The sequence below is a fragment of the Chryseobacterium sp. RU33C genome, assembly GCF_900156015.1.
GTDB classification, from domain to species: domain Bacteria; phylum Bacteroidota; class Bacteroidia; order Flavobacteriales; family Weeksellaceae; genus Chryseobacterium; species Chryseobacterium candidae.
The window spans coordinates 55,307-78,132 of sequence record NZ_FTMT01000015.1; the positions used below are offsets into that span (position 1 = coordinate 55,307).

The 22,826-nt window shown below is 33.3% G+C and carries 23 protein-coding genes; 18 read left to right on the plus strand and 5 right to left on the minus strand.

Features of this window, described 5'->3' with window-relative positions; genetic code table 11:
- Positions 1-151: 151 nt before the first annotated feature.
- The 10 genes from mqo (at position 152) to BW946_RS13440 (ending at position 9,158) form a co-directional block, all read left to right on the plus strand.
- Complete coding sequence (mqo, locus tag BW946_RS13390) at positions 152-1,657, plus strand: malate dehydrogenase (quinone) (protein WP_076596664.1); 1,506 nt, start codon at positions 152-154, stop codon at positions 1,655-1,657.
- Positions 1,658-1,725: 68 nt separating this feature from the next.
- A complete protein-coding gene (locus BW946_RS13395) occupies positions 1,726-2,127 on the plus strand; it encodes a hypothetical protein (protein WP_034693615.1) in 402 nt (133 codons plus the stop codon).
- Positions 2,128-2,189: 62 nt separating this feature from the next.
- Positions 2,190-2,276, plus strand: a complete 87-nt coding sequence (locus BW946_RS21915) for a hypothetical protein (RefSeq protein ID WP_410493461.1) — start codon at positions 2,190-2,192, stop codon at positions 2,274-2,276.
- A 303-nt stretch (positions 2,277-2,579) separates the two neighbouring features.
- Positions 2,580-3,140, plus strand: coding sequence for a recombinase family protein (locus BW946_RS13405; protein WP_076596665.1), 561 nt, complete (start codon positions 2,580-2,582; stop codon positions 3,138-3,140).
- Between the two features lie 51 nt (positions 3,141-3,191).
- Positions 3,192-4,121, plus strand: coding sequence for an ABC-three component system protein (locus BW946_RS13410; RefSeq protein WP_076596666.1), 930 nt, complete (start codon positions 3,192-3,194; stop codon positions 4,119-4,121).
- A complete protein-coding gene (locus BW946_RS13415) occupies positions 4,114-4,350 on the plus strand; it encodes an ABC-three component system middle component 8 (protein ID WP_076596667.1) in 237 nt (78 codons plus the stop codon). Before BW946_RS13410 ends, BW946_RS13415 begins: the two co-directional genes overlap by 8 nt.
- Positions 4,350-6,107 carry a DUF2326 domain-containing protein gene (locus BW946_RS13420; RefSeq protein WP_076596668.1) on the plus strand — a complete coding sequence of 586 codons (1,758 nt, stop codon included), beginning with the start codon at positions 4,350-4,352 and terminating at the stop codon, positions 6,105-6,107. The genes BW946_RS13415 and BW946_RS13420 overlap by 1 nt, the downstream gene beginning before the upstream one ends.
- Before the next feature lie 136 nt (positions 6,108-6,243).
- Complete coding sequence (locus tag BW946_RS13425; RefSeq protein ID WP_076596669.1) at positions 6,244-6,615, plus strand: hypothetical protein; 372 nt, start codon at positions 6,244-6,246, stop codon at positions 6,613-6,615.
- A gap of 859 nt (positions 6,616-7,474) precedes the next feature.
- Positions 7,475-8,470 (plus strand): PDDEXK nuclease domain-containing protein, encoded by a 996-nt coding sequence (locus BW946_RS13435; protein ID WP_076596671.1) that lies wholly within the window; start codon positions 7,475-7,477, stop codon positions 8,468-8,470.
- A 46-nt stretch (positions 8,471-8,516) separates the two neighbouring features.
- Positions 8,517-9,158, plus strand: coding sequence for a hypothetical protein (locus BW946_RS13440; protein WP_139326007.1), 642 nt, complete (start codon positions 8,517-8,519; stop codon positions 9,156-9,158).
- A gap of 152 nt (positions 9,159-9,310) precedes the next feature.
- On the opposite strand, the gene BW946_RS13445 is transcribed toward BW946_RS13440, so the two are convergent.
- The 4 genes from BW946_RS13445 to BW946_RS13460 form a co-directional block, all read right to left on the minus strand.
- The gene (locus BW946_RS13445; RefSeq protein WP_076596673.1) at positions 9,311-10,717 is read right to left on the minus strand and encodes an MFS transporter; all 1,407 of its coding nucleotides are present in this window, start codon (positions 10,715-10,717) and stop codon (positions 9,311-9,313) included.
- Positions 10,714-11,364: a uridine kinase family protein gene (locus BW946_RS13450; RefSeq protein WP_076596674.1), complete on the minus strand. Its 651-nt coding sequence runs from the start codon at positions 11,362-11,364 to the stop codon at positions 10,714-10,716. The genes BW946_RS13445 and BW946_RS13450 overlap by 4 nt, the downstream gene beginning before the upstream one ends.
- 32 nt (positions 11,365-11,396) lie before the next feature.
- The gene (locus BW946_RS13455; RefSeq protein WP_076596675.1) at positions 11,397-12,515 is read right to left on the minus strand and encodes a glycoside hydrolase 100 family protein; all 1,119 of its coding nucleotides are present in this window, start codon (positions 12,513-12,515) and stop codon (positions 11,397-11,399) included.
- 61 nt (positions 12,516-12,576) lie between these two features.
- Complete coding sequence (locus tag BW946_RS13460) at positions 12,577-15,000, minus strand: TonB-dependent siderophore receptor (RefSeq protein ID WP_076596726.1); 2,424 nt, start codon at positions 14,998-15,000, stop codon at positions 12,577-12,579.
- 241 nt (positions 15,001-15,241) lie between these two features.
- Here BW946_RS13460 and BW946_RS13465 point away from each other — a divergent pair, with 241 nt between their 5' ends.
- Positions 15,242-16,171, plus strand: coding sequence for a LacI family DNA-binding transcriptional regulator (locus BW946_RS13465; protein WP_076596676.1), 930 nt, complete (start codon positions 15,242-15,244; stop codon positions 16,169-16,171).
- Between the two features lie 909 nt (positions 16,172-17,080).
- Here the strand turns inward: BW946_RS13465 and BW946_RS21805 are convergent.
- Positions 17,081-17,203, minus strand: a complete 123-nt coding sequence (locus BW946_RS21805; protein ID WP_262484569.1) for a hypothetical protein — start codon at positions 17,201-17,203, stop codon at positions 17,081-17,083.
- A 585-nt stretch (positions 17,204-17,788) separates the two neighbouring features.
- Here BW946_RS21805 and BW946_RS13470 point away from each other — a divergent pair.
- The 7 genes from BW946_RS13470 to BW946_RS13500 all read left to right on the plus strand — a co-directional run bounded on the left by BW946_RS13470 (position 17,789) and on the right by BW946_RS13500 (position 22,741).
- Complete coding sequence (locus BW946_RS13470) at positions 17,789-18,124, plus strand: hypothetical protein (RefSeq protein WP_076596677.1); 336 nt, start codon at positions 17,789-17,791, stop codon at positions 18,122-18,124.
- A gap of 14 nt (positions 18,125-18,138) precedes the next feature.
- The gene (locus tag BW946_RS13475; protein ID WP_076596678.1) at positions 18,139-18,933 is read left to right on the plus strand and encodes a hypothetical protein; all 795 of its coding nucleotides are present in this window, start codon (positions 18,139-18,141) and stop codon (positions 18,931-18,933) included.
- A gap of 88 nt (positions 18,934-19,021) precedes the next feature.
- The gene (locus BW946_RS13480) at positions 19,022-19,243 is read left to right on the plus strand and encodes a hypothetical protein (protein ID WP_076596679.1); all 222 of its coding nucleotides are present in this window, start codon (positions 19,022-19,024) and stop codon (positions 19,241-19,243) included.
- A gap of 201 nt (positions 19,244-19,444) precedes the next feature.
- On the plus strand, positions 19,445-20,311 hold the full coding sequence (locus BW946_RS13485) for a T9SS type A sorting domain-containing protein (protein ID WP_076596680.1): 867 nt from the start codon (positions 19,445-19,447) through the stop codon (positions 20,309-20,311).
- 451 nt (positions 20,312-20,762) lie between these two features.
- Positions 20,763-21,380, plus strand: coding sequence for a DUF1684 domain-containing protein (locus BW946_RS13490; RefSeq protein WP_076596681.1), 618 nt, complete (start codon positions 20,763-20,765; stop codon positions 21,378-21,380).
- 4 nt (positions 21,381-21,384) lie between these two features.
- Positions 21,385-21,858, plus strand: coding sequence for a GNAT family N-acetyltransferase (locus BW946_RS13495; RefSeq protein WP_076596682.1), 474 nt, complete (start codon positions 21,385-21,387; stop codon positions 21,856-21,858).
- Between the two features lie 73 nt (positions 21,859-21,931).
- Positions 21,932-22,741 carry a glucose 1-dehydrogenase gene (locus BW946_RS13500; RefSeq protein WP_076596683.1) on the plus strand — a complete coding sequence of 270 codons (810 nt, stop codon included), beginning with the start codon at positions 21,932-21,934 and terminating at the stop codon, positions 22,739-22,741.
- Positions 22,742-22,826 lie beyond the last annotated feature (85 nt).

A 22,826-nucleotide genomic window follows, 5' to 3' on the forward strand; every position in this document is an offset into this window, starting at 1 on the left:
TTACATTATCAATCCTTTCAATAATGTTTTATTGAAATTTTCCATGGTTTTTTGTTGCGTTCCCAATAAGTGTTTTGAACGAAAAAATAACGTGTAAAATCGTTCCGGTTTTTAAAACTTTTCCCGAAATTTGAAGTAAAATTTTAAAATTATGTCACAATCGCTTACAAGCAGAACACCGAAACCTAAATACGACGTTGTACTGATAGGCGGCGGAATCATGAGCGCCACTTTAGCAACGCTGCTTCATGAATTTGATCCAACTCTTGAAATCGCGATCTTCGAAAGACTCGGAAGATTTGCCAAAGAAAGTACAGCTGCATGGAACAATGCCGGAACAGGACATTCCGCTTTTTGTGAGCTAAATTATACCCCTGAAAAGCCAGACGGATCTATTGATATTACCAAAGCTGAAAGTATTGCGGAGCAGTTTGAAATTTCAAAACAATTCTGGTCTTATCTGATTACCAAAGGATATATTCATGAACCCAAAGAATTTATCAATTCCTGTGCACACATGAGTCTGGTATTCGGAGAAAAGGATGCTGAATACCTTAGAAAACGCCACGATAAAATGGCTGAATCTGTCCTTTTTTCAGGAATGGAATTTTCTACAGATCACGAGAAACTGAAAGAATGGATTCCTTTGGTGATGAGCAAAAGAAATCAGTCTGAAGTAATGGCTGCAACAAAGATGGATATGGGAACCGATGTAAACTTCGGAACCCTGACGAGAAAGATGGGAAGACACCTTCTGGAAGATTCCAATGTTGAGGTTTTCTTATACCATGAAGTGAAAGATATCAGCCCGAGAGAAAGCGGTAAATGGGCAATGAAAGTGAAAGACAGAATCCATAGCCACAAACAGGAAGTGGTAGCAGATTTTGTATTCATCGGGGCAGGAGGCTACGCGCTTCCGTTACTGGACAGTTCAGATATTAAAGAAAGTGAAGGCTACGGAGGCTTCCCGGTTTCCGGCCAGTGGCTGGTAAGCCATAATCAGGAATTGGTAGAAAAACACCATGCTAAAGTATATACTCAGGCTACGGTAGATGCTCCGCCAATGTCTGTTCCACACCTGGATCTTAGAATTATTGATGGGAAAAAAGCACTTCTTTTCGGACCTTTTGCAGGATTTTCAACCAAATTTTTAAGAGAAGGAAGTTACCTTGATCTTCCTGAAAGTGTAAATACCAAAAACCTGAAATCCCTTTTCGGCGCATGGTGGCACAATATTCCATTAACGAAATATCTGATCCAGCAGGTTGCCATGACGAAGTCTCAGAGAATGCAGCATTTGAGGGAATTTATCAAAGATGCCAAAGAAGAAGACTGGGAACTGAAAGTAGCAGGACAAAGAGTTCAGATCATCAAAAAAGATGAAAAAGAAGGCGGTAAGCTGGAATTCGGAACTGAAGTAGTAGTGAACAAGAGCGGAACAATCGCTTCCCTGCTGGGAGCTTCCCCAGGCGCATCCACAGCAGTTTATGCCATGTTGAATGTACTGGAAAAATGTTTCCCTGAAAAGTTACACGGAGAATGGAAAGGAAAACTGCTGGAAATGGTTCCTTCTTATGGACAAAAACTGGCAGAAAACCCTGAGCTGACCCATGAAGTAAGAAATTACACCAAAGAAAAATTAGAATTAGAATATTAACATCCATAATGAGCAATGAGTAATAGTCTTTATTACTCATTGCTCATTATTTATTACACATAAAAAAGGTGGAAGAAGTAATTGTAAAACCAGTTATTGCAAAAGAAATCCTGGAATCTCTTCAGGCGAAAACAGAAGAGGAGAGGCAGGTTATTGTACACTGCTGTTTTCCGGCATCACCGTTTCTGGGAAACCTGATCAGGATCTGGCATTCGACCTATCTTTTTGACAACCAGTCTGAGCATAGAAGCAAAATGATTCATGCGGAAAACATTTCAATTTCCCCGTATTGGACGCCGGTTCCTTTTATGAAAGACTTTTGGTTTACCCTGATATTTTCCGGGCTTCCGAAAGACTGTAAAAGTTTTGATCTGAAAGAAGTCATTCCTGAAGAAGGCGGTTTTTTTGTAGAATCAATCAAAAGAAACTCTTCTGACGTGTATCGTGTGAAAATATCAGAGTCTTATTAATATGAAAGTGAGGGAATAAAAGCTGAAAACAGATTATTCAATGGGCTGATAACAATCCTGATATTCGTGCTCTTGTTCTTACCAGTTCATTGGTAAACCCTTACGCTCCCGTAGATGATTTTAGTGACCTTGATATCGAACTTGTTTGAAAACAGAACATCTTATGAATCCGGAAATGAATGGATCAGACTCTTTGGTGAACCCATTTCCATGATTGAAAAAAATGATTATAGAGAACTCCTTAATTGGAGTTCTTTTCATTTTTACGGCTTTCCGTAAACTGATTACTTATAGAATATTTATTTTTATTAAATAATTATCCTTAAACGGTCGGTTTTATGTAATTGCATTGATTTTTTTAATTAAAGCTTATTCTCGTCTTTTTAAGTACATTTTCGTTGTACATAAAATCAAATTACATTATATTTGTTAAAAATGAGTAAAATGTACTAATGATAATAGGATATGCAAGAGTCAGCAAGTTTGAACAAAATTTAGATTTACAAACAGATGCTTTAAAAAAAGTCGGAATAGAAAAAATTTATGTTGACAAAGTTAGTGGAGTAAAATCAGAAAAGCCGCAACTTAATGATTTATTGAAATATATTAGGAAGGGAGATACTTTAACGGTCTGGAGATTAGACAGGATTGGAAGAACAACAGTTGGATTAATTCAATTCGTAACAGAATTGAACGAGAAAGGAATACACTTTCGATCTATCTCTGAGAATATAGATACCAGCTCTGCTAGTGGAAAATTAATCTTCCAGATTTTTTGCGTTTTGGCTGAACATGAAAGAAACGTTTTGATAGAGCGAACAAATGCTGGATTGAAAGCAGCCAGAGCAAGAGGGAAAAATGGAGGTAGACCAAAAGGAATGACAGAAAAATATAAAAAAATTGCGCCTCTAGTAAAGACTTCCTACGAAAGTAAGAACATTCCTATTGAGGAAATTATGAAAGCTTTTAATATCGGAAGTAAAACCACCTTTTATAAAATAATCAAATCTTAAATTGATTAAATAATCTTCTATTTATCATTCTTTCTATAAATTTAAAACTATATGAGAAAATATCCTCTACATTATTTAAATGATGCAGAATTTGAAAATTTAGCAACACTAATTTGCAGAAAAATTCTGGGCGAAGCTGTTATTCCTTTTGCAAAAGGGTCAGATGGGGGAAGAGATGGAAGGTTTCACGGAAAAGCAAATTTCTTTCCAAGCACAGTAGAACCTTGGGACGGAAAAATAGTTATTCAAGCAAAGCACACAACGAAAGAAAATACAAGTTGTTCAGATCGTGATTTTCAAAAAATCCTTACGACTGAGGTTGTTCCTGCAATCGAAAGATTGAAAGGGGAAAATAAAGTTGATTATTATATGCTTTTTACCAATCGTAAGCTAACAGGTAAACAAGATGAAAAAATTGAAAATTTAATCGATGAAAATACAGGTGTTATAAATATTGTTCTTGCTGATGAAAAAATACAGCAGTGGCTACAAGCTTATCCTGATATAGTTAAAGAAGCAAAATTACAGAGTTTATTAACACCACTACAGTTTGATGAACAAGATTTAAAAAATCTCATAATTGAGTTTCATAAGACCATTCCTGATACTAGTGTAATAGGTAAAACTGAAGAAGATCTTATCTATGTAAAAATAGAACGTAAAAATGAGATAAATAATTTAAGTCAAGATTATTTTGATGAAATAATAAAAAAGAATTATACATATTTTGATTTTATCAGAAACTTTTTGAAAGATCCAATTAATCAGTCTCTTAAAGAAATTTATGATGATACAGCAGATGAGTTAAATGCAAAAATTGTAATCAATAGAAGTGCTTACAATGCTTTTGAACACTTACTGGAAGAGTTATATGACTATGTAATTTCTAATAATTCTGAATTGGCGGGAAAAAAAAGATTAATTCGTTTATTTTTGCATTACATGTATTGTAATTGCGATATAGGTAAAAAGAATGCTTAAACCAGACAAACATACAGATATAAAATATTCTGTAGTATATCTTTCTGCTGTTATGATGAAAGAAATACAGCAGAGTGGGATTATTAAATATGATGAGCTCAAGAATATTTTGATACAAAAGATAGGAAACAAAGTGAATGAAAATTTTGAGAAAGCTCTTTCATTTTTATATCTTTTAGATAAAGTCGTTTATTTGAATGAACTTGATTCTATTAAACAAAGTAAGTAATGAAATTAGTAAAAATATATGCTAACAAAAATTTCAAAAACATTGAATTTAATGCAAAATTCAATGTTGTGTTGGCTATTATTAATGATAAACTGAATAAAAAAGACACACATAATCTAGGAAAAACATCTTTGATTCACGTAATCAATTTTATTCTTTTAGGATCTTTTAATAAAAAAATATTTGAAAATGCAATTTTCAATGGTGTAATATTCTATGGAGAGCTAAAATTAAACAGTGGACAGTACCTCACAATTAGAAGGGGGATAGATACTAATACAAAGATATCATTTAAATTAAGTGATGATAAAAGTAAGAGTTTTGATGCTCCAAGTATTTGGGACGAAGAAAATATTCCGTTCGAAAAATCTCGAAAAAAATTAAATGAATATCTGGGATTTGATGTTGTTACAAATTATGATTATCGAAAATCAATTACTTATTTTTTGCGAACCCAACAAGATTTTCTTGATGTATATAAGTTAGATAAGTTTAAAGGAAAACATATTGATTGGAAACCTTTTGTATTTGAGCTTTTAGGATATGACAGTAATTTAATAGTCAATAAGCTATCATTAGAAGATGATATTGAGAAGAAAAAAGGGATTATTAAAGTATTGAAAGAAGAAGCTAGGATTAACATTGAAGATAGAGATAAATTAGCTGGGTTACTTGATATAAAAAAGCAGGATTTAGAAATAGCATTACAAACTATAGATAAATTTAATTTTTTTGAACAAGACAAGACACTTAATAAGGAATTGATTGATCAAATAGATAGTAATATACAACTCTTAAGCACAGAGCGCTATCGTTTAGATTATGAAATTAATAAGATTGAAGAATCTTTATCACATTTAAATCTAGATATTAAAATTGAGGATTTAGAAGTATTATATAAGGAAACTGAACTTTATTTTCCTGAGGTTTTAAAAAAGGACTTTTCGGAATTAATAAAATTTAATGAAGCTATATCTAAAGATAGAAGGAAATATCTAAATGAAAATTTAGAAGAGTTAAAGACACAAAACTATACTGTAAATAAAGAACTTAAAGCTCTTGAACTTGATAAAAGTGAAAAACTTGCATTTCTGACAGAGAAAGATAGTTATGAAAAATTTAAATCTTATCAGAAACAACTATCTAAATTAGAAGCTGAAATTACACGAATTAATGACAAAATACAAGCGGTGGACCAATCTGTAGAAATTGAAGAACAGATACAGGGAATTCATTTGCAAGTAGAAAATGCTGTAACTGCAATTAGGGAGGCGGTTAACAAAAGAAAGCATGCAGATATAAATAAAATTTTCAACAATATTATTTATGATATTTTAGGAACCAATGCTTTGATATCAATACAGCAAAACAAACAGGGAAATGTGGAATATAGCGCAGATTATCAAAATCCATCTGATTTATTAAATACTTCGGAATCACAAGGAACAACATATAAAAAGTTACTTTGTATGGCTTTTGACTTAGCATTATTAATACATTATAGAAAAAAATCATTTTTCAGATTTGCTTATCACGATGGAATTTTAGAGGGGCTTGATGATCGTATAAAAATTAGATTACTAAATAAAATAAAAAGTCTTTGTGAAGAATACGATTTACAATACATTTTATCTTTGATTGATTCGGATATTCCTACTGATGAAAAGGGAGAAAAGTATAAGTTTACATCTGATGAAATTTGTCTAGAACTAAATGATAAGGATGATTTAGGAAAAATTTTCCTTAATAGTTTTTAGTTTAATAAATCTAAAAAGAGATAGCAAAATTTTTGAAAAATAAGATTTGAAAGTCTTTCTTCCAAAAGAGAAGGAATGCACAGGTACAAGTGTATTATCATATTATTGTAGTGTCAAGTTATTTTAATAATTATAAATGATGAAAAAAGAAGTTATACATATATCTACGATTCCAGTTACAATAAAGGTAATTCAAGTCGGTGAAAAAAAACTATCTGTTTCCGTGTTTAATCAAATTCCTATCGATGATGCCTTCTTTACTAAATTAAGTAGTGATGAGAGAATCAATTGCTTTATCGGTTGGGTTGAGAGGGAAACAAAATATATACTTTATTCTTTAGACGGCATTTTATTGAGATTTCAAATTAATAATGAATTATTAACTTCCTCTGATTGGGATTATAAACGCAAGCAATATCAAAAGAAATATAAGTTAAAGCATAAAGATTTCTTGCTTGAAATAGGTAACTTTTTAAATAATAAAAACCAAATTTACATAGCAATTTAGTCTCAAAAAACGATTTGATGAAAAATAAAAAGCTACTCTATATAACATCTTTTCTATTCTTAATAGTGTTTCTTTTGTGTTTTATTTTAATACAGATAGAAGTGAGAAATACATATATTGATATTATTTACTCAGCGGTTATCTTAACAACTATGGTTACTTGTGTAGCTTTATATTTTAATCTAATACTAAAGCTAAAAGATAAATCTAAAAAAATGATCAAAAGCAAGAAAAGCAAATACTTATAGATTATTTATCTCAAAATGGATTTTCAAATGAAAGTGCAACACTTTATGTAAATAGTTTATTAAAGAATCCGGAAGAACCTACAGGGCTTAAAATTTCAGCAATTCTAAATATTATAAAGTTTACTCTAAAGCTAAATACACCAGAACTCAAAACTTTAGAGTTAAAAGAGCCAGTAAAAATTCTCCGAATAAATCCTTTATCGAATCTACTTGATGATTTTATTGATGGAAAATTAAATGAAGATGAAGTTAATCAGTTCATAACGTAATTTGATAATATCAAAAAACAGTATGATACCAAATAATCTCAAATAACGATGAAGAAAAGGAAGTTGTATATTCTCGTAATAGTAATAATAATTTTATTTTTACTTTTTTTTGTTAAGCAAGAAAAAGGATTAGAAGTAGGAACATGGGGTATAAATAGAAACATTAACTGGAAATGAGATTTCGGGTTTTAATAAAAAATTATAATCTCAGAAAATGATTATACAGCTATTCTAGATTTATTAAATTGCTGAATGTTTGGTGTGTTCTATAAATTAATAAAACCTGAAAAACGATCTTGAGGTTACCAAAATTACACACAGTAAATTTTGTAATTTTGGTAAATGATAGAAAAAATACCAGAATTTAATCAAGACCTTTACAGTTCCATTGCAAAAATTATTGTTGATGCCAAAGACCAGGTTTATAGAAACAGTAATACTATATTGCTGAAAATGTATTGGGAAATTGGGCAGCTTATTATTGAGGATGAACAAAATGGTAAACTTCGTGCGAAGTATGGAAAATCAGTCTTAAAGAATCTTGCTAATCATCTATCATTGGAATTTGGAAAGGGATTTAATGAAAGAAATCTTAATAACATGCGAGCTTTTTTCATCGCATTTCCAATTTGGAACGCAGTGCGTACCGAATTGAGCTGGACTCACTACCGAATTATTAGTAGAATTGAAAATACTGAACACCGAATACAGTATATAGAACATTCTATTGAAGGAAACTGGAATACCAGGACACTTCAAAGAAACATTGACAGCCAGTATTTAGGTAGATTATTAAAATTTCCGGAAGCAGAAAACAAAGAAATATCCAATTATATTAAAGACCCCTACATATTTGAATTCTTAGGACTTCCTTCAGACATATCACAAACTGAAACTCAAATAGAATCAGCTTTAATTACGCACCTTCAGCAATTTTTAATGGAGTTAGGGAAAGGGTTTGCGTTTGTTGCCAGACAGCAGCATATCGGTACTGATACTTCAGATTTCTATATAGATCTGGTATTTTACAACTATTACCTTAAATGCTTTGTGCTTGTAGATCTTAAAACTCATAAGCTGACTCACGAAGCCATTGGGCAAATGGATATGTATGTAAGAATGTATAATGATCTGAAGAAAGGAGTTGATGACAATCCCACAATAGGAATTATTTTATGTACCGAAAAAGATGAAACGGTAGTGAAATACTCCGTAATGTCAGAAAATGAGAAGCTATTCGCAAGTAAATACAGAACATATCTTCCTGACGAAAAAGAATTGAAAAATTTGATAGAGGCAGACAGAGTGAAATTTGAGCTGGACAATCAAAAAGAATAAAAATACCCAACATAAATACCCGCTTAAAATCTCAAAAAACGATAAAATGAAAAATATTGACAATTTTGGTCTTTCTTTATTTAATAAAGACTCGACAAAAAAAATTAAATTAAATGAAATTGATATTGAAGAGATAATTAATTCAGGAATTTTAGATTCTATCCCATATCTAGGAGATGCGATTTCAAGTTATAAAGGTGTAATGAATTTGAGAGACAAGATTTTCACAAAAAAGTTCATTCGCTTTTTACAATCTTTCGAAAATCAGACTATTAGTGAAAAAGAATATAATGATTTTAAGGACAGAATTGTAAGCGATAAAAATTACCGAATAAAAGTAACTGAAACATTAATTGAATATATTGATAACTTTAAAAACACAAATAAAATCGAGGTCTATAGTAATCTGTTAACAGCATATATTGAAAAAAAAATTACTTGGGAATATTTTATTAAACTTTCGGAATGTTTAGAAAAAGTTGATTTGAGCTATCTAAATCTAATTCCAAAAATTGATACTACTGATGGTAAAGAAGTGCAAAATTATGATGAAAATGAAACAACGGGAGAGGCTAATTTGGAATCTTCTGGATTAGCAATTCGAATGAGTGTGTGGTCATCAGATATTTATCCAACAAAATATGGAAAGGATTTATACAGATTTGTTATTAATAATAATATAGAATAAAATTAAATCTCAAAAAACGATTTAATAAGGATATGTGAAAATCGGAAATTGAGTGGGGGTATTTTACTTTTAATTATCCGAAGCTATTCAACATTATTACTATTAAATAAATATGGTTTACCGTAAAGGAATTTATTTTTTATAAGTATCTATTAATCTCTCTTAGGAATACTTGGGTTAACAAAAAATACACATCCTCCTGCGATCAGAAATAATATTCCTGAAACTACAATTGCTGTGGAAGGATTACTATTTAGGAAAAATTTGAATATAACACCAAAAGACAGTGTCTGAATTAGCATGGGAATAACAATCATCATATTGATAACTCCCATATAAATTCCTCTTTTACGATGAGGAATAGCAGAGGAAACGATGGAGTAGGGTAGACCCATCATTGCGGCCCATCCAATTCCAAGAGCTATCATTGGGATAAGAACGCCATATTCGTTCCTGATAAAAGGCAATATTATTATTCCCAACCCTGTAAGAAATAAACAGAAAACATAGGTGTTTTTTGAACTGAATTTTTTAGCAAAAGACACCAGGAGTAATGCACAAATCATGGTTACAATATTATAAGTACCATTCATAAGCCCTGTCTGTCCTACGGCTACTTCTACCTGATGTAGTATACTTTTTGCCCATGTCAAGTCAGATGCTGCAACATAGATTCCACTTTTAGCACTTTCCATAAATTTATGGGCTTTCATTTCATCAGCTTCAGAAACTCCGTACAGTGACCATTTCAACATAGGGGTGATAAACTGCCAGTATACAAAAAGGGCATACCATTGGAAAAGATAGACCAATGCCAGTTGCCAAAGAACTTTCGGCATTTTCCGGATAGCAATTATTATTTCTATAAGAGGAGTAAAAAATGTGCTGTTTTCTTTAGCTTTTCTTAATTCCTTAAGTTCATCTTCAGTAGGGGGAAGCTCTGGTGTTTTGTATACAGACCATGCTACCGATGCAATAGAGCAGAAGGAACCTAAGAAAAATGAATAGTAAACCCAAGCAGGAATGCCCCCGTTCGCAGAATTTCCTGGCAGATATTTCTGAAAAACAAAAAGTGAAAGGTTAGCCAGTGTAATACCTGCTCCTACAAACAGACTCTGCATCTGAAAGCCGAATGTCTGCTGATCTTCAGGAAGTTTATCCCCGATAAAAGCACGGTAGGGTTCCATTGCTGTATTATTTGCAGCATCCAAAATCCACAACAAACCCACCGCCATCCAGATGGTAGAACTGAAAGGGAATAAAAATAAAGCAATGCTGCAAAATACAGCACCCAGCAAAAAGAAAGGTTTTCTTCGCCCCCATTTAGGACTCCAGGTTTTATCACTGATGGCACCGATCAGAGGTTGTATGAGTAATCCTGTAATAGGTCCGGCAAGATTGAGAAAAGGAAGATGCTCGGCATGGGCTCCTAAAAAAGAATAAATAGGATTTACTGCCGTCTGCTGAAGCCCAAAGCTGTACTGAATACCAAAAAATCCGACATTCATATTCCAGATCTGCCAGAAATTCAGATGGGGGATGATTCTTTTTGCTTTCATAAATCGGTGTTTAGAAGTTCATAGTTTTTTCCCAGAATAAGATCTGCACTATTTTTAAAATTTCTGATAATCTGATGTTCAATTTCCAGTACTCTTTCTATAAAATCACTTTGCTCATCACGGTTACGGTTCATCCGGTTTCTAAAAGTATCCTTATAGTCCCTGTCTATAAAAATTTTAAAATCAAAAGACTCAATTTCAAAGACGTAAGTACCTTCCACAATCATCATGCTGTATTCAGAGGTATCTACTATTTCATTGCTGACAGAGTTGGCTTCGTAGTTTACTAATGGTTTTTCAAGTTCTGCGACTTTATTTTTAAAATCTTTTATATTTCGGGAAAGGGTATCAAGATCCACTTCATGTATTCCTACATTATTCAGAGACTGCTGCCTGTTTTCGTGATTCGTTTTCGGAGGCAGTTTAAAGTAATCATCCATCTGTACAACGAAGCTCTTTATATTTTCCTGTTCCAGAATCTTCTGAATGGCAAAAGCCGTTACAGACTTTCCACTCCCGCTTTCTCCTGCAATTCCTATTGCTATTTTCTTTTGTTTACATAATGGAAAGCGCTTTTTCAGTATTTCTATAATCTCTTTGGCTGTTGCCAGATGCTTGTCTTTTAGTTCTATTATATCTCCAATCATTTTTTTTGACTTTCGTTGTTTTGAAAAAATCTTTAAGACATTAGCAGGTATCCGGTTGCAGAAAAGCAGAGCTGCTCTGTTCCCAGTGGCAGTAATTTGTCTGTTGAATAGTATTCTCTGAAAAGTTCTCCTTTTTCATTCATTAATGTTTCGTATTCTGTAATGATTTTTTCAGGAATTCCCCTTACTCCTTTCTTCTTGAGACCCAGGCACAGCCATCCTAAAAATATAGGCCATGATCCACCGTTATGAAAATGATAAGGTTGGTTTTTAAAGCTGTAACTGTAATTGTTTTCCAGCAACCGCCAATCATCATCCCCAGGAAAAATAACCGGGTAAAAGGCAGGAAGCATCCAGTGTTTAAATTCATTACTGACAATATTTAAAAATTCTGAAAAAGCATCTATATTTATTTCAAAATCTAAAAGAACGGAAAGTGCATTCCCGGCAAGATCAAACCGTTCATCATATCCGTTTGCATTCAAAGAAGCCCAGAAGTAGGGTTTTGTTTTAGCTTTAGCATAGGCTGTTTCATGATACCTGAATGCATTTGAATCATTTTTGCAAAAATTTTGCTGAATCAGATTTTTGGTTTGCTCTGCCACGACCTTTAACTCATGATCATTATAAATTTCTGATGTGTTTTTTAACGCCCAGTATCTTAAGACATTGTCATATAGGGTGTATCCTGATGTCACATATTCATCCGCCCAGTTTCCGCCCAGGGGACTATAAACTAAACCTCTCTGATTATATTCCCATGTCTTAAGGCAGGAAAGGGCCTGATAAATCTTCTCTTTCAGACTGACCCTAAGAGCATCATCTGATGTTATTCCAAGGTATTCACAAGTCGTAACAATCCACCATGCAGTAGCATCCGTCCTTCCTACATGTGTTCCATAACTGGCCCTGCCATTTACCACATTGGAGGGAATCTGTCCGTTTTCTGCCTGATGTTTGGCTAATGTCAGAATGGATTTTTCAAGTCCGTTAAGAATCTCTTCGTCACAGATTAAAATTCCGGCATATCCTGTCATCATAGAATCTCTTGCCCATACTCTTGCGTAATTGTCTTTTCGTTGTGCAGATGCCAGAATTCCCTCTTCTGTAATGGCTTTTCTGATCACCTCTATGGCTTCCTCTCTAAACATATTATTATTTTAAAAAATGCGGGACTAAATTTTTTAATTCGTTTTGCATATAAGCAAAGAATTAAAAATCAAATTTTACACTTGCGCTGTAGCTTGTTCCCGGTAGTGTTCTGGCTCTTACAATTCCGTTTCCGCCTACGGTTGATCCTTCTTCCGCTTCCGTAACCGCAATGGTGTTAAAGATATTATTGGCATTTACACTTACTGAAAGATTTTTCATAATCTGATAAGAAATATAAGGATTTACAATGGCATAACCTGGCATTATTAACTTATTGGAATCCTGAGTGTATGCTTTGGTAGCTCCGATCAAATAAAAACCGACATTCAGTTTGGCTATATTGAAATTGGGATTTACAGAATACATGAGCTTAGGAGTCCTTCTTGGTGTGTTTCCAATAATAGAAGGATCAAGTGCATTTTTGATTTCAGCATGGGTATAAGTAAGCCCTGCCTTTAATTCAAAACTTTTTGTAATTCTGTAATATCCATCCAGTTCTACTCCCAGAGACCGGTATTTGTTTTCTGTTTTTCTCTGGGTTGTAGCTTCGTAATTGGCCTCTTTTGTTCCTGCATAGAAAAGTGTTGTGTTAAGGAAATATCCGGCTCCTCTGAGTTTGTATCCTGCTTCTATCTGATTTACCTTATTTACCTTTACAGCATCCAATGCGGGGTCATCACTATTGGTATAATTATACCCTGAGAACAAGATTCTGTCTGCAGAAGCACTACCGCCCTGGCTTACTCTGGCAAATACTGCATTTTTACTATTGAGTGTATAATTGGCTCCTAACGAATATCCGAAAATTCCATATCTGTAATTAACCGGAACATTGATATTGTCATTTGATCCAACCATTTGTTCAGGAATATCAATGACACCATTTCCATTCATATCAAGACTTGTGTAGGTAACCGTAGCACCTGAAAAAGTTCCTGTTACTTTTCCGATATCATATCTTGCTCCTGCATCTATCGTGAGTTGATCCGTTGCATTTATTTCAATCTGTGCATGGGGTGCGGTGATATCATATTTTGTATTGTAATCTCTCTTCAGATTTCCCCAGTCTTTCATTCCGTAATTCAGTAAGCCGTGGTCTGTGATAGATGCTCCGGATGTGTTTCTTACATCTACCAATCTTGCATTGCTATCGTTTACTTCCTGAATGTAATTGTTCCACATCCATGACATATTGATGTTTTGTGTAGATTTATACAAGCCTGTATTTAATTTTAATCTGTTCCATTTCTTGTTTATATTGAAATCATTCACAATATTATTGAAGTTATTCAGCTTTACGTTAAAAAGGGCTATCTTCATATAATAAGCATTCATATCGACCGGAGTATTGGTACCTGCATAAACGGCACTTCCGAAATTAGTGAAATTACCAGCAGTAAAAAAATCACTACCTCTGCTTACAGTTGCGGGAAACGGTGCAATAAATTGTCCGCTGTTGGCTGCATAACGAATTTTTTCTTCAACTTTCCAACCTTCTCCAAGGTCATAATTAAATTCCGCACCTACCATTTTTGAAAGGGAATGCATCCCATCTGAAACATCACTGTTGAAAATATTTCCATCATTTCCTAAGGTTCTGTCGTGTTGAAGATTAATGGTTTGTAAAGCACCTCTGAGAATATTATAATTCGGAAGAGAAGACCATTTAGGATCAGCATCAGCTCCGGTAACCCCTACCGGCATGGGCATATAAGCTGCCGTTCTGTCATCCAGAATTTTAGCGTATATTCTGAAGTTTCCTTTATCAAATTTTTTAAGTAAAGAAATTCTGAACTGGCCTCCGTTATTAGAATTAAATCCTGTCTTTCTGGGCCCGTCACCTATTCTGTAGAATCCTCCTACTGCTATATAGGTATTTTCTGTTATTGAAGTTCCGTAATCAAAATCTGTTCTGTAGTTTTTATAATTAAGCCCAATCTGCTGAGTTATACTCCCTCCTTCTTTTTCACCTGTTTTTGTGATGAAATTGATGATCCCTGCCGGAGAATTACTTGCAAAAACTGAGGCAGAACCTCCCCTTAATGCTTCTACTCTGGAAACAAAGGAATCAAATCGTGTAAACTGATCCTGGGTTCCGAAAGCAATATCCCCAAACTGCATTATGGGTAAACCATCTTCATGAATCAGCAAATACCTTGAACCACCTGCCGAAACCGGAACTCCTCTTACGGTAATGTTGGAATTTCCTTCTCCTCCTGATGATTCTGAACGTATTCCTGGAATTGTACGGAAAATTTCTGCCGTTGTTCTTGGAGCAGCATTTTCTATATCTTTCATTTTTAATGTTGAAATAGAAGTACTGGTTTTAATAGAAGCCTTAGGGTTGGAGTTTCCTGTAACCACTACTTCATCAATTGCTTTACTTTTTGCAATGGTATCATTTTCTGTACTTTGGGAAAACATAAATGCAGCTGTATTCATGGCACCCAAAATGAGCATTCTGGTAAAAATTTTTGATTCCATATTTTTTTGGAGTTTTTTATTATGGTTTAAAAGTATTTTTTTTACCATATGTAAAATATGGTTTATACCCAGTGTTAAATTATTATTAAATTCAAACGTTTGCGCAAACGTTTGCGGTGGATAACTTATTTTTATTTTAACTTTTTTATAACATTTTGGTTGTAAAAATTAACATATTTTAACTTAATTTTACTCATAAAACATTCCTAAATTAACCCAAAATTGCCTCAATTAACTTAAAATGAAAAGAGTCACAATAAAAGACATTGCTGAAATGCTTAATATCAGCGTATCTACAGTGTCCAGGGCATTGAAGGATCATCCCGATATAAGCAATAGTGTAAAGCTTAAAGTAAAAGAGGCCGCAGAGACCTTTAATTATATTCCGAATGATTTTGCCATTAACTTCAGGAAGAAATCCTCAAAAGTAATTGGGCTTATTATTCCTGAAATGTCAATGTTTTTTATCCCTTCTATTATTAAAGGGATATCTTCTGTACTTCACAAAGAAGGGTATCATTTTTTTGTACTTTCATCTGAAGAGTCTTTAGACAGAGAAATAGAGAATATTATTACCTGTATCAACTCCCGGGTTGATGGTATCCTTATTTCTCTTACAAGATATACGAAAGACCTTTCCCACCTTCAAAAAGCCAAAGATATTGAGCTTCCTATAGTATTTTTTGACAAGACGATTCCGCAAAATCATTTTGATCAGATTGTTTTCGATAATAGGCTCAATGCTGAAAAAGCTGCGGAAAAGCTGATAAAAAGCAACTGTAAAAAAATACTGGCTGTATTCGGTGACGAAAACCTGGAAATAACGCAGGTCAGAAGAGATTTCTTTATCAGAAAATTAAAAGAATTCCAGGAAATAGAATGTAAGGTAATCTATTGTGAATCTGCAGAAAGTGTAAAAGAAAAGCTGAATGTCATTCTGGATTATGAACATTTTGACGGTTACTTTGCTATGAGTGACGAAACTCTTGCAGGACTGCACAGCTCTCTTATTAAGAAAAGAATATCCACTTCTGATACCAAAGTGGTTGCTATTACGGAAGGCACTCTTCCCAAATATCTTGATGAATCTTATGAATGTATCATCAATGATGGCTACAGCATGGGAACTATGGCTGCTGTCAAATTACTGAAAATAATACAAGAACCCTAAATCTCTATTATAAGAGACCTAAGAGATTAAAGTGTAAATTGATCAATTAATTTGAATTTGTAGTTCAGTATTAAAATTCAATAGTTTCTATATTGGGTAAAGATTTTTATAGTTAGATTAAATGTAATGATTGTATTTCAGCGAAGCATAAATTGTATTAATGAGTCATAGAGTCTAGATTATTATAAATAGCAAAGCTGCCAAAAGAGTGGCAAAATGTGCGGTTGTATTCAAAATGGCTCCGTTTAATCTTCCTCACGCAACAGTTATCATTCGTGTTGCAGGTTCTAAAGATTCTCTTTCCAAACGAGACATTGCATCAAATAAGATTTCATATTTAGTAGAATAAAACTTTTACGAAAGTTATAGATTAGCTTGACGCTATTCGTAAATTTAAACGTTAGCGGAAATCTTTGTTCCAAAAAACATTCTAAGCGTGCAGTTTCCTTAAAATTGATAATAATTGATTTTCACACAATTTTAGAATGTTTAGATAGAATTCGTCAAATAGAAAAACGAGATGAAATAATTCTAAATAGTTTATGGTGAAATTTTCACTAAATCAAAAAATTGATCTACATCATTAGTGAAGAATTAAATTATTAAATCTGAATATAATATAAAGATATTACCTTCAATTTTAATAATAAGACTTTTAAACCATGAAACTGAATAAAACAAAAACACAAAATTATAGAAGCATTATTGATTATGGAGAATTTAAAATTGAAGATCTAAAACAATAATGATAGGTCCTAACGAAGGGGGGATTTCAAAACTAAAATTCTTCAGCAATTAAAAAACCTAATGAGATATTAGGGTTTGATCCGTTAATAGATTAACCAAGATCTGGGTACATTAAAGTATTTTAATAAGTGTATGTGAGTATTTTATTTTGGTTTAATCACGCTATTTTTGCGCAGGTTGTTCTGCCAAAGTTTTCACTTCTTTTCCAGCCTGTGCATTTGCAGATGCTGCTGTAAAGAAAAGGGCTCCCAATAGAAGCAGTCCGTTTTTTCTGTTTGTGATCATAACTTTAAGTTTGGTTTATTTCCGCAGAACAATGGCAGGAACTCTGTCTTTGTAAGGAGTTGTTATGCTAAAATCTTTATTGCTCCGCTTATCTATATAAATTCAGGATACATCAAATCCTTGCCCAAAGCTTTTTCAAAAAAAAAACATAACATATTGATTATTAGAAACATTATTTTTTAATAAATCAAATAATTTTTATTTCCCTATGATAATATGACTGCTTTACTATTCAAATTGTCCATTGCTTCACATAACGAGCCTGGGAAGTAATGTTACACAAATGGGTAATTGTTTACTCTTTGCATTATCATGAAATTTGAGAATCTTTTATAGTATTATCGAAATGATTATTAAATAAAAATCATTTTTTGTAAATTAGAAAGACAAAACACATCAAACATGAAACCACCTCATTTCCCCTACCTATCAACATATTGATAGTAAACGCTAACTTCCTTAGCATAGAGTATAGAATCAATAGCTGGCAGTTTTAAATCAATACCCTGACAGTTAAAAGCACCAGAATCAATACCTGGCTTTTCGATTAATATTTTATTACCAACAAAAACAAAATAATCCAAAATGAAAACTCGAACAATCACACTACTATTTATTGCTTTATCTCTTGTTGCCTGTGAAAGCCAAAAAGAAAAAGAAAAGGAATTCACAATATCCCAAAAAGCATACAGTATAACTAAAAGCGGAAGTCCTTTCACTGCTATAACATCTTACAGTATATACTATAACCCATTATCAAATGGAACAGTTAAAATAACACTGGAAGACGGTTCAGCCTACACCTCCAAATATTTAGAAGGAAGTAATATTTCTGCAGTTATTTTATTACTAAAAGACTCCAGAACAGTGTTTGATACTCAGAGAAAAGAACTCTCCATTAGAGAAGCCATTGACAAATAGTAAAAACATGAATCATGAAAATAATAACTCTTATAGCACTTGCTTTACTGGTGTCCTCATGTAATGCAAAAAAAACAGTATTTGCCGGACAAAAGGTCTACAAATATGTGAATAAACAGGGACAGGAAGACGGCAAAGATCAGGTTATTGAATACACTGTAACCAAAAAATTTACAACCGTACTTAATGACAGAACAACTCGGTTTGAAATCCCTGAAAACATTAAAGAAAACATTTCCCAAACAGATATCGCCGATGTAGAATATGAAAATGTTGCGCTATATAAAGGGATGGAAAATGTTTATTATACCTCTGAAGGCAGAAAATTTGCCAATAACAAGTATTTTGAACAGAAACCGTTTCACTTCTACTATAGTAAATTTTCACTTACCGCTCTGACAGTTCCATTAAAATTCCGAAAAGGAATTGGTGATGAATTATTAAACCCTCCCAATGTGGAGACTGGATTTAATGTGAATTTTGCTCCTGCCTACAGATTGAACTATAGCAGCTTTAATCCTTCAAAAAAATTTCTGGGTTCCAACACAACCAACTATTCAGTAACCTTTGGTGGAATATTCGGTATTGGCGGAGTGGATCTAAAAACTAAATCAAATGCTCCAGGTCTTATCTCCGATAGAAAGTCAGCAGCTTTTACATATGGCGGAGCAGTTATTCTAGGACTTAATTCAATAGGGTTAGGCTATGCCTTTGGATTTGACAATGTACTGGGAACAGGTAGGAAATATTGGGTATATCAGAATAAAATCTGGCATGGTATCATTGTATCTGTAGACTTAATAAAATAATTTTTTTCAAAATAAAAAACAGCTAAAAAGGGCTGCCTACCAAAAAAAGAGGCAGCCCTAACCATAAAAAAATTGAAAAAGCAGTGTAATGTCTAATGCCCAACTTCAGGAAGCAACCCTCACCAATCCTACTAAGGGAAAACTATCAGGCCATGATCTTGAACGGACCATTTATTATGGATACACCCCTGATAATTGGAATGGAAAAACCATGAAAATTGAGATAATAGTAGCTAAAGTTTTTTGTTGTCATATTGATAATTTTAAATTAATTTTACAGAGTTCTAAATTTTCAGCTGAAAACTACTGATTGTTTAGTTCAAAAGCGGTTTGGCAAAAGCAGGGTAGGCGGAAGTAATTGAATATTATTACTTGTGTTTACATTTGTAGAATAGCGGGGCTTACTTTTTTCAAAGTCCCTTCTTCACCAAGCTATAAACCCATTAGTGAATTTTTAAAACACAAATGCACTAAAAATATAGTACTATTAACCATTTAAAATATATTATAAATGAAGAAAAAATTATTCCTTGCGTTAGTTATTTTACCTATTTTCGGTTTTACACAAGTTGTATTAAATCAAGTTGATGATTTTGAGGATTACACACCAAAAAATTGGACTAAGTCATCATCTACACTACCAAATCAAAATATTGCAACTGGAGGACCTTTGGGATTAAATGATAATTTTTTAAGAGTTCAATCCCCAGCTGGGGGACAGCTTGTTACATTTAATCAAGCACAATGGATTGGAGATTATTATAAATTTGACAGTACAAACAGAATTAAGTTTATTTCTATGGATGTCAGAAATTCAGGATCAAATATTATTTTTTTAAGATTAGCTTTCACAAATAATAACTGGACTGGTACTGATCCTGTATTTTGTTCAACTAACGCTATTGCTGTGATACCTGGTGAAGGTTGGAAGAAAATTAGCTTTCCTATTACAGAAAATGCAATGACGAATGTTAGTACTGGGCAAGGTTACTTAAGTGTTTTTAATAATGTTACAGAATTAAGAATTTTACATAATGATTCTCCTGCCTGGGATTCAGATCCAATTGAAGCTACGCTAGATATTGATAATATTATTGCAAGTAGTTCATCTTTATTGGGAGTTAGTGATTTTGAAGAGAAAAAGAAAATAAAATTGTATCCTAATCCATCAAATGAAAGTATTATATTGAGTAACAATGAAAATTTAAATGAGAATTTTACGTATACTATTTTTGATTTAGCAGGTAGACAAGTTCTTAATGGAAATTCAAAATTTAATAAACAAATAAACATAAAGAATTTGATAAAAGGCAATTATTTTATACAAATAGAAACAAAAAAGGGTGAAATACTTAAAGAAAAGTTGATTAAAAATTAAATCTACTGCCAAAAAAAGTGTTTCGAAACAAGTTAACATAAATTATAAATCCGGAGAAACTCTTTCTTCGGATTTTTTATGCACTTTCTCCGGACTTTGTGTATTAAGACTTAAAGATGTCTTTTTGCGTTAGAAATATAAATACTTTGGATTTTAATCCTGTTTATTTTTTGTTCTGCAAAACGGAAATTCCTGCTTCAATGTTCCATTTAATTCTCTGCTAAATCATTTTGGTTACATTCGTAAACATAAGTCATTTAGGGTTTTAATATTATTTTACTTAGTTGATTTTGATAATAGCCAGAGTTGTATTGCAGTCCTTTTGGGACATTAACATACTAAACATTCTGCAAAGTATATTTTCATTTATTAAATTGCAAAATGTTTTGGTGTGTTGTAAAACGTCAAAAAATCTCAAAAAACAATAGCTTTACTTATAATTTTTAAATTCATGAAAAAATATATCATACTCTTTCTACTGCTTCCATTATGGGGCTTTTCTCAAAAAAAGATATCAAAGAAAGAGAAAGAGGTCCAGAAATTTCAGAAAGAACTGAATGCGGAATACCTTAACCCAAAAGAGACTCCGTTAAGAGGTGATAATTTTAAAAAATTTAAAGGGCATCCCTTCTTTCCTTTTGATACTAAATACAGAGTGACAGCACAATTTGTCAAATCAGAAGATACAAAACCCTTCGATCTTCCTACGTCTTCAGGAAAAACAAAGTCGTATCAGGAATATGGAAAAGCAACCTTTACGTTGGATGGTAAGCCTTATACTGTAACGCTTTACCAAAGTCTGGATTTGATCAAACAGGAAAAATATAAAGACTATCTCTTCCTTCCGTTCCGTGATGCTACCAATGAAAAAGAAACCTATGGAGGAGGGAAATATATGGATCTTAAAATCCCGAAAGGAAATACTATCGTGCTTGATTTCAACCAGTCCTATCATCCCTTCTGTGCTTATAACGCTTATGATTACAATTGCCCCATTGTTCCTGAGGAAAATAAACTTCCTGTAGAAATCCGTGCAGGGGTAATGTATGAAGATATCTACCATCACTAATACTATGATACATTTAGAATTCTTTAGACCAGAAGATCTTTCCGGAGTCAGTTATGTTTTGGATGACAATCAGATGAGGTTTACAGCGACTGCTCAGCAGGCTTTACAAAGCATCAGTGAGCGGGATGATGATGACGCATTTCCAGTGACGATATTTCAAAATGATCTGCCTGTAGGTTTTTTTGTCCTTGATTTTGGAAAAGATAAACTTGATCTTACGGATAATGAAAACTCAGCTTTACTGCGTTCTCTGTCTGTAAATCCTCAGATGCAGGGCAAAGGAATCGGGAAAGCTGCGATGCTGGAAGTAGGTACTTTTGTCCAAAATCATTTCAAGACCTGCGATGAAATTGTGCTGGCTGTCAACCAGAAAAATGAATCTGCTTACCATATTTATCTTCAGGCAGGATATATTTATGACGGTAAAACGAGGATCGGAAGAAGCGGGCCTCAATACCTGATGTATAAAAAACTTTAATAAAATTTTAAAATCATAATTTTTTATCTGCTGATATCTTTCCATAACTTTGAGTAACATCAAATTACAAAACATGGAAATATCACTTCAAAATCAGGTGGCAGTAGTTACAGGAGCTTCCAGCGGGATCGGTTCAGGAATTGCAAAATCATTGGCTGCGGCAGGAGCAACAGTGATCGTCAATCATTCCTCGGAAAGATCTACGGATGAAGCTAAAGTCGTTTTAAAGGAAATAACGGACGCCGGAGGAAAGGGAATGACCTACCAATGCGATGTTTCCAGGGAAGACCAGGTAGTCAGAATGTTTCAGGATGTCATTGCTGAATACCAGACTGTAGATATTCTGGTTAATAATGCAGGTATTCAAAAGGATGCGGAATTCACGGAAATGACTTTGGATCAATGGAATGCTGTCATCGGGGTCAATCTGACGGGGCAATTTCTATGCGCCAGAGAAGCCATTAAAGAATTTCTGCGACGGGGAATAGATCCCTCTCGGTCTGTTGCCTGTGGAAAAATTATTCATATCAGTTCGGTGCACGAAATTATTCCGTGGGCGGGACATGCTAATTATGCTTCCAGTAAAGGTGCAGTCAGAATGCTGATGCAGACATTGGCTCAGGAATATGGTGCAGACAAAATACGTGTCAATTCCATTTGCCCGGGAGCTATTCAAACTCCCATTAATAAGACTGCCTGGGATACTCCGGAAGCTCTCAATTCTCTCCTTACTCTTATTCCTTATAACCGAATCGGCCAGCCACAGGATATCGGAAACTTAGCTGCATTCCTTGCCAGTGACCTTGCAGATTATATCACCGGAACCAGCATTTTCGTGGATGGTGGAATGACTACATTTGAAAGTTTTTCTACGGGAGGGTAGGAGAGTTCAAGGTTTAAAGTTTTCAGGTTATTCCTAGAGTTTGAAACGGAATTAAATATTACTCATTATTCATTACTCATAATTA

Coding starts and splice junctions, on each gene's coding strand:
- mqo (WP_076596664.1), top strand. CDS start 152: ATGTCACAATCGCTTACAAGCAGAACACCGAAACCTAAATACGACGTT.
- BW946_RS13405 (WP_076596665.1), top strand. CDS start 2,580: ATGATAATAGGATATGCAAGAGTCAGCAAGTTTGAACAAAATTTAGAT.
- BW946_RS13410 (WP_076596666.1), top strand. CDS start 3,192: ATGAGAAAATATCCTCTACATTATTTAAATGATGCAGAATTTGAAAAT.
- BW946_RS13415 (WP_076596667.1), top strand. CDS start 4,114: ATGCTTAAACCAGACAAACATACAGATATAAAATATTCTGTAGTATAT.
- BW946_RS13420 (WP_076596668.1), top strand. CDS start 4,350: ATGAAATTAGTAAAAATATATGCTAACAAAAATTTCAAAAACATTGAA.
- BW946_RS13425 (WP_076596669.1), top strand. CDS start 6,244: ATGATGAAAAAAGAAGTTATACATATATCTACGATTCCAGTTACAATA.
- BW946_RS13435 (WP_076596671.1), top strand. CDS start 7,475: ATGATAGAAAAAATACCAGAATTTAATCAAGACCTTTACAGTTCCATT.
- BW946_RS13440 (WP_139326007.1), top strand. CDS start 8,517: ATGAAAAATATTGACAATTTTGGTCTTTCTTTATTTAATAAAGACTCG.
- BW946_RS13445 (WP_076596673.1), bottom strand. CDS start 10,717: ATGAAAGCAAAAAGAATCATCCCCCATCTGAATTTCTGGCAGATCTGG.
- BW946_RS13450 (WP_076596674.1), bottom strand. CDS start 11,364: ATGATTGGAGATATAATAGAACTAAAAGACAAGCATCTGGCAACAGCC.
- BW946_RS13455 (WP_076596675.1), bottom strand. CDS start 12,515: ATGTTTAGAGAGGAAGCCATAGAGGTGATCAGAAAAGCCATTACAGAA.
- BW946_RS13460 (WP_076596726.1), bottom strand. CDS start 15,000: ATGGAATCAAAAATTTTTACCAGAATGCTCATTTTGGGTGCCATGAAT.
- BW946_RS13465 (WP_076596676.1), top strand. CDS start 15,242: ATGAAAAGAGTCACAATAAAAGACATTGCTGAAATGCTTAATATCAGC.
- BW946_RS21805 (WP_262484569.1), bottom strand. CDS start 17,203: ATGATCACAAACAGAAAAAACGGACTGCTTCTATTGGGAGCCCTTTTC.
- BW946_RS13470 (WP_076596677.1), top strand. CDS start 17,789: ATGAAAACTCGAACAATCACACTACTATTTATTGCTTTATCTCTTGTT.
- BW946_RS13475 (WP_076596678.1), top strand. CDS start 18,139: ATGAAAATAATAACTCTTATAGCACTTGCTTTACTGGTGTCCTCATGT.
- BW946_RS13480 (WP_076596679.1), top strand. CDS start 19,022: ATGTCTAATGCCCAACTTCAGGAAGCAACCCTCACCAATCCTACTAAG.
- BW946_RS13485 (WP_076596680.1), top strand. CDS start 19,445: ATGAAGAAAAAATTATTCCTTGCGTTAGTTATTTTACCTATTTTCGGT.
- BW946_RS13490 (WP_076596681.1), top strand. CDS start 20,763: ATGAAAAAATATATCATACTCTTTCTACTGCTTCCATTATGGGGCTTT.
- BW946_RS13495 (WP_076596682.1), top strand. CDS start 21,385: ATGATACATTTAGAATTCTTTAGACCAGAAGATCTTTCCGGAGTCAGT.
- BW946_RS13500 (WP_076596683.1), top strand. CDS start 21,932: ATGGAAATATCACTTCAAAATCAGGTGGCAGTAGTTACAGGAGCTTCC.